This is a genomic window from Natronomonas sp. (assembly GCF_046710025.1).
Classification (GTDB): Archaea; Halobacteriota; Halobacteria; order Halobacteriales; family Haloarculaceae; genus Natronomonas.
In genome coordinates this window covers 1-11,651 of record NZ_JBKEGK010000069.1, presented here as the reverse complement: position 1 = coordinate 11,651, position 11,651 = coordinate 1, and the positions used below count along the sequence as shown (strand labels likewise).

The 11,651-nt window shown below is 64.2% G+C and carries 9 protein-coding genes; 4 read left to right on the top strand and 5 right to left on the bottom strand.

Features of this window, described 5'->3' with window-relative positions:
* Positions 1–354: 354 nt before the first annotated feature.
* Positions 355–1,125, bottom strand: coding sequence for a TrmB family transcriptional regulator (locus ACI944_RS06680; protein WP_411718277.1), 771 nt, complete (start codon positions 1,123–1,125; stop codon positions 355–357).
* A gap of 376 nt (positions 1,126–1,501) precedes the next feature.
* Between ACI944_RS06680 and ACI944_RS06675 the strand changes: the two genes are divergently transcribed.
* Positions 1,502–2,296, top strand: a complete 795-nt coding sequence (locus tag ACI944_RS06675; protein ID WP_411718276.1) for a TrmB family transcriptional regulator — start codon at positions 1,502–1,504, stop codon at positions 2,294–2,296.
* A 109-nt stretch (positions 2,297–2,405) separates the two neighbouring features.
* Here the strand turns inward: ACI944_RS06675 and ACI944_RS06670 are convergent, their stop codons facing one another.
* The 4 genes from ACI944_RS06670 to ACI944_RS06655 all read right to left on the bottom strand — a co-directional run bounded on the left by ACI944_RS06670 (position 2,406) and on the right by ACI944_RS06655 (position 6,064).
* Positions 2,406–3,416 (bottom strand): hypothetical protein, encoded by a 1,011-nt coding sequence (locus ACI944_RS06670; RefSeq protein WP_411718275.1) that lies wholly within the window; start codon positions 3,414–3,416, stop codon positions 2,406–2,408.
* The gene (locus ACI944_RS06665; RefSeq protein WP_411718274.1) at positions 3,413–4,624 is read right to left on the bottom strand and encodes a M20 family metallopeptidase; all 1,212 of its coding nucleotides are present in this window, start codon (positions 4,622–4,624) and stop codon (positions 3,413–3,415) included. The genes ACI944_RS06670 and ACI944_RS06665 overlap by 4 nt, the downstream gene beginning before the upstream one ends.
* Positions 4,621–5,226, bottom strand: coding sequence for a flavin reductase family protein (locus tag ACI944_RS06660; protein WP_411718273.1), 606 nt, complete (start codon positions 5,224–5,226; stop codon positions 4,621–4,623). Before ACI944_RS06660 ends, ACI944_RS06665 begins: the two co-directional genes overlap by 4 nt.
* A gap of 217 nt (positions 5,227–5,443) precedes the next feature.
* Complete coding sequence (locus tag ACI944_RS06655) at positions 5,444–6,064, bottom strand: class I SAM-dependent methyltransferase (protein ID WP_411718272.1); 621 nt, start codon at positions 6,062–6,064, stop codon at positions 5,444–5,446.
* 431 nt (positions 6,065–6,495) lie between these two features.
* On the opposite strand from ACI944_RS06655, the gene ACI944_RS06650 reads away from it, so the two are divergent.
* The 3 genes from ACI944_RS06650 (at position 6,496) to ACI944_RS06640 (ending at position 11,308) form a co-directional block, all read left to right on the top strand.
* A complete protein-coding gene (locus ACI944_RS06650; RefSeq protein WP_411718271.1) occupies positions 6,496–8,412 on the top strand; it encodes a methyl-accepting chemotaxis protein in 1,917 nt (638 codons plus the stop codon).
* Positions 8,413–8,458: 46 nt separating this feature from the next.
* Positions 8,459–9,940: a CoA-acylating methylmalonate-semialdehyde dehydrogenase gene (locus ACI944_RS06645; RefSeq protein ID WP_411718270.1), complete on the top strand. Its 1,482-nt coding sequence runs from the start codon at positions 8,459–8,461 to the stop codon at positions 9,938–9,940.
* A gap of 117 nt (positions 9,941–10,057) precedes the next feature.
* Complete coding sequence (locus tag ACI944_RS06640; protein WP_411718269.1) at positions 10,058–11,308, top strand: iron-containing alcohol dehydrogenase; 1,251 nt, start codon at positions 10,058–10,060, stop codon at positions 11,306–11,308.
* Positions 11,309–11,651 lie beyond the last annotated feature (343 nt).

Here is an 11,651-nt window from a genome sequence, read left to right as displayed (position 1 = left end):
ACCGAAACATGACCGCGTGTGAACTCCTACTGTATCGTAGTTTGCAGTGTGCCGGCTAAGCTCGTGGGTACATGCGTCCAGTTGCTCGCCGACCGGCGCGGATGGGGTGCCACAAACGGTTGCAGATAGAGCCGAGGAAAACGGCAAGTGTCTCCGACCTCGTCGAGAGCACTCGGATCGAAGGCCTCATACAGGGGCACAAGCGCCGTCGGATCGCTGTCGGTGGCGGTCGTTCCGGGAGTGGTAGCGCAGGTGAACTCGCCCATTCGGCATCGGTCATGCGAGGCGCTGGCTTGTACATTTTCCAAATGTGTCCCGTCACTCGCCGTCCGTTGGGCCGGTGGTGTCGAGTTGTCAGGTGAACATCGCCCGCAGTACCACGACAAGGCTGTTGTACTCGCCCTCGCCCCAGATGGCGGTTTCAGAACGCGATCCGGCGGAGTCAGCGTCGGGGTCGGTGACTAGCACACTCACCAGCGTCTTGCGTTCGTCTATCAGCAACAACCGCCCCGCAGGGGTGTCCGACCGCGCCCACAGCGACTCGAAGGTCGTCACCGACGGGATCTTATCCCGAATCAGGTCCTCGACATCCGCAGAGAGCCCGGCGAGTTTGATCGAGACACCGCGGTCGGCAGCCGTAGCGAGTTCCTCAACCAGCGGTTCGGCGAGGAGCGCCCCGACGGTCACGTAGACGATCTCTTCGTCAGCGTCGCCGAAGAACTCAAGCACGCGCTCCGTGACCGCGGCCCGCCCGTCAACCGTCCAGACGCCGCGCTGTTCAGCCCGGCGCTCGGTGGGTTCCAGTTCCGCGAGGGCGCTCCGTAGGGTCGCCCTCCGGTGTTGGTACTCCCGCTCGAACGTCCGCGTGGCGGTTTCCGGGGAGACCGCGTAGAACTGTTTTGGGGAGGACTCCCGGACGTCGACGAGCCCCCGGTCGCGCAACTCGTCGACAGCGCCGTAGACACGGGTTCGGGGAACCTCCGACACCCGGCTCACGCCGCGCGCCGTCCCGAAGCCGAGACTCAAAAGTGCGACGAACGTCCGGGCGGCGTAGGTACTCAGCCCAAACTGTTCGAGCTGTTCGATCGCACTCTGCTGTGGGTCATCGGGTGGATCGGTGCTCATTCGATCAGGGCCTCGGTATTCGCGTACTCGATACGTCGGTGCGTGCTCAGTCGGCGATCCCAGCGACTCAACTACAACGAGTACTGCTAATATGACGAGTCCAGTACGGTATATACTTGTTGTGATTGTTCAAACAACAAATGACCCACGAGGCGGATCGAATGCCGAACCGGCCGGGCATAGATTGGTCTGGACACAGTGTGTTATGTAATGAGTAACTGTTGGAGTGCTTCCAATCGCCGTGAACCATCGTACATAGGCATAAAACGAGCACAAAACGTTACCTCGAAACTCACGTTACGATAACAATGACAATACCTATTTATTACCCCTGATAAGGACGTGAAAAGCCACGGTTGGCGGGGGATAAGACGCTATGAATACAACCGAAAGCGTAGAGGAAGCAGTCGACGTCCTACAGAAGCTTGGCCTCAATGGGTACGAGGCACGGTGTTTCGTTGGCCTGTCGCGGTTGTCGACCGGGACGGCGAAGAAGCTCGGCGAGATTACGGAGGTTCCACGGACCCGCGTCTACGATGCGATCCGGGTACTTGAGGCCCAAGGATTGGTCGAGATCCAACACTCAAGCCCCCAGCAGTTCCGGGCCGTCTCGCTGGCGGAGGCAATGGAGACGCTGCACAGCCAGCACGAGGCCCGCATCGACCGACTCCAAGACGCCCTCGAACCGCTTGAGACGGTCGCTCCCGACGACGGCTCGCCGGTCGAAGAGGTCTGGGCGATGACGGGACGGGATCCCATCGGAAGCCGGACAACACACGTTATTTCCAAGGCGACCGACGAGGTGGTCTTCGTCGTCGGCGACGAGTCGCTGTTAACCCCCGAGCTTCTGGCGTGTCTGAACGGGCTCGATCCGGCGGTCGACCTATTCGTCGGTGCGTTGACCGAGTCGCTCCAATCGGAGGTCCAGGGGGCAGTCCCGGAGGCCGAAACGTTCGTCCCGGGAGTGGAGTGGCTCTTCGGGGACGAGGACAAAACGGCGATCAGTCGATTGTTACTCGTCGACCGCTCGACGGTCCTCGTGAGTTCGGTCATGCCCGGCAGTAGGGACGAACAGGCGGTCTTCGGCACCGGGTTCGGGAACGGCCTCGTCGTGATCGCCCGTCGACTGATGGCACATGGATTACTGGGTAACCGCGATTCAGAACCGTGATTCGGGGAAGAGTGATACCGGTCGCGTGTATGATATCCTCCTGAGTTCAGCGACGAATGAACCCCTCGGCGTTTGATGGCTCGGAGCTATATAACTGACAACCGCGTATTCACACCGATGTCCCGAGAGCGTCGATAAGCATCGCCTCAAGCGGCTCCTTTGCGGACTCGGATTGGAGGTTCAGCGCCGAGCAGTCGGCGAGTTCCTCGACGAGGTCTACGCCGGCGGTCGTGTTTGTTGCGATCCCCGCGACGACGTCCGGCGAGCATCCGAACGCCGACTCGATGCCGACGACCGCGTAGGGATCGGAGGCACAGAGCGCGGTGAACTCGACCTCGGATTCGATCATGTCGACCACGGCCGCCCCGTTGTACGGTTCGAGCGGGCTGGCGCCGACCTCGGCGACGATCACGTCCGCACGCTGCATCCGGTCGAGGACGGGACCGATGGCTTCCCGAAAGGTCGGTTCGGGGACAACCGTCGTCGGCAACCCCGCGTCGACAAAGTCGTAGATCGGGTCCGCGCCCGCCACCTCCATCGACAGCACGTCGCCGTAGGTGCCAGCGCCGGTCAGTTTGCAGGCACCCACGTCGTAGCCGTTCTCGACGAGCACGCGGGTGATGACGCGGCCGCTCATCGTCTTCCCGGCAGACATGCTCGTCCCGAGGACGAGCACAACGGGGGTGTCGCGGGCAACGGCAGCGGGTGCCAGCCCGCAGTCGGACATCCGGACGGCGCTGCCGTCACGGATAACGTGTCCCTCGTACTTGATGTCGATCGGGGTTGGACCGAACGGCGACGCCGACGTGACCCGCCCGAGGACGCCGCCACCGGTCATAACGTGGAAGTGGCCGTCCTCGCCGACGTCGCGCCAGCCACCGACGAACCCGCGTGTCGCCCGGCGGGTGCCAAGCGCGCCGACGAGCGTCTCGCCCTCCATCAACTCGACGCGCCGGCCGGTCGGGTTCTCGAGTTGAACGTCGGGGCCCGGACGGCGGGTCACCCGAGCGAGCACGTAATCGCCTCTCTCCCACTCGTCGTTCGGCCGTGACTCGACCGCGTAAGCGCTTCCCTTGAGATCTGCGATGCGCGTGACCGAGGCATGGACGTCGGCGGTCATGCCTCGGAATCACCCCGCGTTTCGAGCGGGCCGGTGCACAGACAGGCCGCGAGCAGGGCGATCCGGTCGACTAATTTATCCAACCGGACGTACTCGAAGGTCTGGTGAGCACCGTCGCCGACCGCGCCGAACCCGTCGATGGTCGGGGCGTGTTGGCTGGCGTCGTTGCCATCGCTGGCCCCGCCCGATCGGGTCCCCTTGAGTTCGAGGTCGAGACGGCGACCGACAGCCCGGACGCGCTCCCAAAGCAGTCGGTTGCCGGGGGTCCGCTCCATTGGCGGCCGCCCGAACCCACCGTCGATCCGGAGTTCGGTGCCGGGCGTCGTCGCCTCGAGCGAGCGGATTCGCTCCGCAACGGCGTCGGCAGCCGTCTCGGTCGGCGCGCGAACGTCGACCTCGGCGCGGGCCTCGGGCGCGACGACGTTCGACCGGAGGCCCGCCTCAACCTCCCCCACGTTTACCGTGACCCCCGAGTCGACATCGGTGAGGCCGTGAAGCCGATGAATGACGGTCCCCAGTTCCTCAGTCGCGCTGGCCCCTTCCTCCGGTTCGAGGCCCGCGTGGGCGGCCTTTCCCTCGATCGTGACGGTGAAGTGGCCGACAGCCTTGCGGGCGGTCTTGATCTTCCCCTCGGGGCCGCTCGCGGGTTCGAGAACGAACACGCGGTCGGCCCGCTTCGCGAGGTCGACGATGCGCGGCTTGGACTCGGGGCTGCCGACCTCCTCGTCGCTGGAGACGAGGACGTGGACGGGCAGCCCCGGTTCAAGCGAGCAGGCTTCGAGCGCCCGGAGCGCAAAGACGACCTGTGTCAGCCCACCCTTCATGTCGAGTGAGCCGGGCCCTTCGAGGACGTCGTCACGCACCTCCGGCGGGTTCTCCTCGACGGTCCCGAGTGGCCACACGGTGTCGGCGTGCCCGAGTACGAGTTGGATCGGGCCGTCGCTGCTCCCCGGCGAGTACGCCTCGAGATGTCCGCCCGTCTCCTCGCCCGGGACCCGCTCGGTTCGGAGGCCGACTGCCTCGAAGTCCTCGGCCAGCCGCTCGAAGAACGGGTCGAACGTTTCTGGGGTTTCGGTGGGCGTTTCGGTCTCGACCAACCCGAGCAGGTACGTCTCGACGCGCTCGCGGTTGGAGACGGCCCACTCGTGAATCCGACGGTCCTGTGAAGGGACGGACTCGCCGGAGGCGGACCCGTCGGCGGGCGTCACCGCTCGAACCCCTCCGGAAACGGGAACTGCTGTGACTCGCTGATCTCGGCGAACCGGTCCGGGTAGAGGTGCGCCAGGACGGGCGCTCGTCGCAACAGCGCTTCCGGTTCGGCATCGTCGCTACGGTAGGCGTCACTGTGGACGTGTTTGGCGACGACCTCGCCGGCGACGAGGCCGGCCTCACCGAACCCCTCGACGATTTGGTCGCGTTCGCACTCCAATACGCCGTAGGCTCCCGCGACGGCCGGCGCGTCGACCGATCCGGCCTCGACCGTTTCGATCGCTGTGAGTGTTGGCTTGTCGCCCTCGTCGTCACGGGGGGCCGCCGCGAGGCTGGTCTCGAGAACGTGCTCCGGGCGTGGGTAGCTGACGGTGAACGCACCCGTCCGCTCGACGTTCTGGTAGGTGCCGTGTTCGGGGGTGCAGACGAACCCGAAGTAATCGGCCCACCCGAGCGGCATCGCCATGTGCTTCGGGGCCAGATTCGCCGAGCCGTCGGCTGCGCGCGTCCCGATGACCACCAGGGGGGCCGCCGTGTACAGCGTCTCGAAGAACGACTGATCGGGCTGGAGCGTGACGAAATCGCCGCCTGAGAGCGCCATCGTGGCTACCGCCCCCCGGCGTGTCGACCGTCAAGGGCGATTGGCGGAACGCGTCCCCCGTGATCGCCGAAACGGTCCCCACCCAGCCGGGGCTCGGGGGCACTCCGTCCGGCATCCCCCAGCAGCGCATTCGAGCGTGTGGGTTGCATTGTGCTACTCACTATCGTTCGGGGGGCCTAAATGTGTCGCCGGCGGGTGCCGAACAGGGGATGCGCCCTCAGGTCCGCGTGGTCCGTTCTGCGACGAGGACGCCGACTTGCGTATCGATCATTTCGACCGCCGTCAGGGCGTACCCCGAGTCGGTGAACGCATCGGCGAGGACGCCCACGGTTGCGGGGTCGTCCACCTCGGGACTGTAGAACGGCTCCTCGGGGTCTGGATCGCCGAAGAACATCACGTCACCAAGGACGATCCGCTGCGGGTCAAGTGCCGAGAGCGTCTCTATCGCCTCGCGTTTTTCATCGTCGCTCAGATGATGCATCGCGAAGTTCGACGTTGCGATGTCGATGGCAACCCCCTCCGGGACGTTCGGGTCGCGAAACCGTCCGGTCCCGAAGGAGACGGCATTTGCCCCGCGCTCAGTGGCCTTTTCAGTGGCGCGTTCGAGCATCCCTTCGCTGATGTCGCGGCCGATCACCCGTCCGGCGTCGTCGGAAAGAGCGAGCGCGATAACGCCAGTTCCGGTTCCGAGATCCACAACAACGTCGTCGGGACCGGGGGCGGCGTGGTCGACGACGAGAGTCACCGCGGCCCGGTACTCCGGTGAGTCCTGCGTATCGTCGTACTCGTCGGCGTGTTCAGAGAACCGCTTGGCGTGCTCATCGATCGATTTCTTCATACGTGGGTATCGGGGCTGGGGCGGAAAATGTCTCTCGTCTCGGTCGTCGTCAGGGTGGCGGACGGGCGCTCGTGTCCACGCCGAACTCCCCCGGCGCTGAACGCGACGGGCGCGGCGCTCGGCCGGAACACCCACGTTTCGAGCAGGACGGTGAGGAGCATCGGGGCCGGAGAGTGAGGTTCTCGAGAGCATCGACGCCGGAAGGAGTCACGTCTCCCGCGGGGAAGGCCGTCGAGCGCGGTGACGGGGCCGCGGGGCGGCGCCGAACCGTGTGAAGCGATCGCGCCCAAGGGGTGAAGACTGCCGCGCTGCCGTTGAGGTGGTCTCTCGATGATTATTTCGTCGTTCATCCACGCGAACTCGGAGTGTTCGTACACTCAGCGAAACCGCGGACGCATTTATTACTGATTATAATTACAACCAAGGTATACATGCCTGGGAGAGAGTCGCGGTCCGCGATCGCCCGGTACATCGAAAACACCCCGAACGGCACCGAAATCCCGGACAAATCGTTCAGGAAGCGCCACCGGGGCATTCTCGTGTTCACGGCGGCGATCGTGCCGATCGTGTTCGGCATCAGTCGGATGACCGGGGTGGAATCGGTCACCGGTGCCGAACTCCCCGCGATCCCGATGGCGCACTCGCTCGGGGGAACCGGGCTCATCGCGGGGCTGTTGCTCGCGGCCGCGGTGCCGCAACTGCCACGCCGCCTCCGGTCGGCGCTCGCGGCGTTCGCGTTCATGACCGTCGCCGCCGTGTTGGCGTACTTCACCGGCGGGTTCATTGAGGCGCACTTTCTGTACTTCGTCGGCGTCGGCGTCGTGGCAATGTACGAGGATTGGGTGCCGTTCGGCATCACGATCGGGTACGTCGCCACCCAACACAGCGTGTTCGGCCTCATCGAGTGGTTCACAGTCTACAACCACCCGGCGGCGATGGCCAACCCCATCGTGTGGGGTGGGATTCACGCCGTCGGCGTGTTGATGCTCGCCACCGCGATCACGTTTCTCTGGCAGTCGTTGGCGATCCAGCGCCAGCGGGCCCGCGAAAAGATCCAACAGAAACTCGACGAGGTCGAGGAGGCCAAACAGGTCGCCGAGGAGAAACAACGGGAAGCCGCCCGACAGAAGGAGGAGATCACCGCGTTGAACGGGAAACTGGAAGCCACAGCCGACGAGTATCAGACCGTGATGCGGGCGTGTGCCGACGGCGACCTCACGCGGCGACTGGACGATTCCGTCGAGAACGACGCGATGGCCTCGATCGCACAGGCGTTCAATGACATGATCGATGACTTCGAGCGGACTGTACTCGACATCCAGTCGTTCGCCGACACCGTCTCCAGTGCCAGTTCCGACGTTGCCGATCGGTCGACGGAGATCAAGCAATCGAGTATCGACGTCAAACAGTCCGTCTCGGGCGTCGCGACCCGCGCGGAGGAACAGGACGAACGGCTCCGGACTGTCGCCGGCGAGGTCAGCGATCTGTCGGCGACCGTCGAGGAAATCGCGTCGTCTTCGGAGGAGGTCGCGGCCACGGCCAGTACCGCCGTCGATCGCGGAAACGCGGGTCGTGAACACGCTAACGACGCCACTGAGGAGGTTGCGGCCATCGAATCACAGGCCGAGGATGTCGCCGAGGAGGTCGTGGCTCTGAACGAGCAGATGGACGAGATCGGCGAGATCGCCAACGTGATCGCGGATATCACCGAACAGACCGATATCCTCGCGTTGAACGCCTCGATCGAGGCCGCCAACGCCGACGCCAGCGGGGACGGGTTCGCGGTCGTCGCGAACGAGGTCAAGGCCCTGGCTGAGGAGGCCTCCGCCGCGACCGACGACATCGAGCGGCGCATCGAGACGGCGCGAGATGTGACCGACGAGACCGTCACCAGCATCGAGGAGATGACCGACCGCGTCGAAACCGGTGCGGACACGATCGAGGAGACCATCTCGATGTTCGACGACATCGCCGCCGCGGTCGAAGAGGCCGAGGGGGGAATCGCCGAGATCAGCAGCGCGACCGACGATCAGGCCGCCTCCGCCGAGGAGATCGCGTCGATGGTCGACGATGTCTCCGAAACAAGCCAGTCCACGGCACGCGATTCCGCCGATGTCGCCGACCGAACCGCCGCCCAAGTCGACTCGCTGGACGAGACTCTCGAGGACGTGCAGAAACTCGCGGACCTGGCAACCGATCTCAGGGAACGGATCACGGCCTTCAAAACGACCGATCGCGACCCCGACGACAACACCGGTCCGGCACCGGCCGTCTCGGGAGAGTCCCGAAACGCCGGCCGGGCGGCGTCGTCCGCCGCGCCGGCGCGAACCGACGGCGGAGGGGACTGAACGCGGAGTACCAAACTCCTATACCGTATCAAAGAGTGGCGACGGTGTGGATCGCCCGACATCGCTCTCGGACACTGGAACAGTACAGAACTACGTCGGCGGGGAGTGGCACACGCCGGACGGGAGCGACGGCCAGGATGTCGTCAACCCGGCGACATCCGAGCGACTCGCCCGCGTCGCGTTCAGTTCGAACGTCGACATCGACGTGGCGGTGCGGACGGCCGCCGAAGCATTCGAGGAGTGGTCCGCGCGCCCGGTTGAGGAGCGGATTCAACCGCTCTTCGAACTGAAGCGGCTCCTCGAGGAGCACCACGACGAGCTCGCCGAGTTACTCGTTCGGGAACACGGCAAAACCCGAGGCGAGGCCGCGGGAGAGATCCGACGCGGGATCGAGAACGTCGAGGTCGCCTGCGGCATCCCGTCGATGATGCAGGGCGGGACGCTGCTCAACGCGGCACCGCAAATCGACGAAAGTGCCGTCCGAAAGCCACTCGGCGTCTTCGCCGCGGTCACGCCGTTCAATTTCCCCGCGATGATTCCCCTGTGGTTCCTCCCGTACGCCGTCGCGACCGGCAACAGTTTCATTTTGAAGCCGAGCGAGCAAGCCCCCCTCGTCGCCCAGCGCATCTTCGAGCTCATCGACCGTGCGGGGTTCCCGGACGGGGCCGTACAGCTCGTCAACGGCGGGGTCAACACGGTCAACGCGCTGTTGGAACACGACGGCATCGAGGGGATATCCTTCGTCGGCAGTACGCCGGTCGCACGGGAGATCTACGAGACGTCGGCGGCAAACGGCAAGCGCGTCCAGGCCCAAGGCGGCGCGAAGAATCACATCGTCGTCACCGAGACGGCCGACTTAGATTTCGCCGCGGACAAGACGGTCAGTTCGTCGTTCGCCTGCGCCGGCGAGCGATGTCTCGCGAACGACGTCGCCGTGGTCGAGGAAGCAGTCTACGACGACTTCGTCGATCGGGTCGTGTCGATGGCCGACGCACAGGTCGTGGGATCGGGCCTCGATGCGGACACCGACATCGGCGCGCTCATTACCCCCGAACACGAACAGCGGGTCCGCAACTACATCGAGACGGGGGTCAGTGAAGGGGCCGAATTGCTGCTCGACGGTCGCGACGTAACCGTCGACGGGTACGAGGACGGGAACTTCCTCGGCCCGACGCTGTTCGGTGACGTGACAACCGATATGGTAATCGCTCACGAGGAACTGTTCGGCCCGGTGCTCGGTCTGATGCGCGCCGGCGACATCGACGAAGCCATCGACGTACTCAACCGCAGCGACTTCGGAAACGCGGCGAGTCTGTTCACAGGGCGCGGTGCCGACGCCCGGAAGTTCCGCCACCAAACGGACATCGGTAACCTCGGTATCAACGCCGGGACAGCCGCACCCATGGCGTTCTTCCACTTCGGTGGACGGAACGACTCGTTTTTCGGTGATCTCCACGCCCAGGGCGAGGACATGATCCACTTCTACACCGACAAGACAATCTACATCGAGCGCTGGCCGGGCGCCTAATACCCCGACCAGCCAGTCGGCGGTACCGACCAACGATGCGGGTACTGATCGAACCCCGCACGACCCGCTGCGATTGCAACAATCCACTGGGAAACCACGCCACAACGCTGACACACCATGCAACCCGAATACCCGACACCGGAACACGGAACGCGAATCGTCGTCTCGCCATCGAAAATCGCCCTCGGTACCGGAGCAGTCACGGAGGTCGGTGACTACGCCGATCTCTACGGGAACAAAGCGCTCGTCGTCGCGACACAGCAAATATTTGATTTCTACGGCGAGGAAATCCTCGAAACGCTCCGCGACAGCGGCATTGAGGCGGTTACCTACACGGACGTCCGACCCGATCCAACGATCACGAACATCGAAGAAGCGTACGAGCTGTGGCGGACCGAGGACTGTGACGTTATCGTCACGCTGGGCGGGGGCTCGTCGATCGACACCGGCAAAGGGGTCGGAGTTTTGGCCACCAATCCCGGTTCCATCCGCGAGTTCGCCGTCGACAGGGCAGGCTACGAGGGCGTTCCAAACCCGACCCCGCCGCTCGTCGCCGTCAACACCACCGCTGGGACCGGTAGCGAGGCGACCCGATCTATCGTCGTCAGCGACGACGAGACATCGACAAAATTCCTCATCGTCTCCCAAAACGTGGTTCCCGACGTCGCGATCGAGGACCCGGAGCTGACCCGGTCTCTGCCACAGAGCCACACCGCGTTCACCGGAATCGACGCCCTCACCCACGCGATTGAGGCGTTCGTCTCGGTCAAATCATACAGCGTTCCGGACGATTATGCTCGCGCGGCCATCGAGAGGATCGCGGACTCGTTCCCCAAGGCTTGGGCGAACGGCGACGACATCGAGGCCCGAACGGAGATGATGATCGGCCAACTGCAGGCCGGACAGGCGTTCACGAACTCCTCCGTCGCGCTCGTCCACGGGATGGCCCGCCCGCTTGGCGCACAACTCCACATCCCGCACGGACTTGCGAACGCGCTCATTCTCCCGTATGTGATGGACTTTTCGGCGATGGCAGCCCCCGAAAAGTACGCTGAGGTCGCCCGACTGCTCGACGCGGCTGACGAGACCACCTCCGACCGCGAGGCGGCGACAAAGGCCAGCGACGCTGTCCTCGAGTTGTGTACAAGCGTGAATCTCGCGTCGTATCTCGGCGAGTTCGGTGAGGTACCCGACCGTGAAACGTACCTCGATATCGTCTCAAAAATGGCGAGTGATGCCATCGATTCCGGGTCCCCGGACAACAATCCCCGGAACCCGACGGAATCGGAGATAGAAGCGTTGTTTATCAAAATATACGACGACGCGTTAGCACCCGATAGCCCGCGCCGCACCAGCGAAACAGTCTGATCCGTCGGCTTCCGGATCCGATAAGAAGCCGATGTCGTTGACATCCTCCTCCGCGTGAACGCGGAGGAATCCCACGGCACCGCACCGCTGGGTTGGGAATTTCAGGTTTGCAGACTACCAAGCCAGCACACCGTTCGAATCGGTGTGGGGCCGGTCGTGGGCAGTCTCCTGGGAGTGCCAAGCCCCCGGTACTCCTATCCTCTATCGTGTTCGGACTCTCAGTGTTGGTTTGGCCACGGGGAGTCCGACAGACTTCGACGGACTCGGAGTTACTTTGGCTGCGAGTGTTCGCCCGGTGCTTGTTGTTTGATTCCCGCATTGGGGCGCACTCTGTTTCCAGTGT

Bases quoted from the DNA above. Each gene is read 5' to 3' on its own strand.
- ACI944_RS06660 (WP_411718273.1), bottom strand. From the start codon at position 5,226: ATGGCGCTCTCAGGCGGCGATTTCGTCACGCTCCAGCCCGATCAGTCG.
- ACI944_RS06655 (WP_411718272.1), bottom strand. From the start codon at position 6,064: ATGAAGAAATCGATCGATGAGCACGCCAAGCGGTTCTCTGAACACGCC.
- ACI944_RS06640 (WP_411718269.1), top strand. From the start codon at position 10,058: ATGCAACCCGAATACCCGACACCGGAACACGGAACGCGAATCGTCGTC.
- ACI944_RS06670 (WP_411718275.1), bottom strand. From the start codon at position 3,416: ATGACCGCCGACGTCCATGCCTCGGTCACGCGCATCGCAGATCTCAAG.
- ACI944_RS06680 (WP_411718277.1), bottom strand. From the start codon at position 1,125: ATGAGCACCGATCCACCCGATGACCCACAGCAGAGTGCGATCGAACAG.
- ACI944_RS06650 (WP_411718271.1), top strand. From the start codon at position 6,496: ATGCCTGGGAGAGAGTCGCGGTCCGCGATCGCCCGGTACATCGAAAAC.
- ACI944_RS06675 (WP_411718276.1), top strand. From the start codon at position 1,502: ATGAATACAACCGAAAGCGTAGAGGAAGCAGTCGACGTCCTACAGAAG.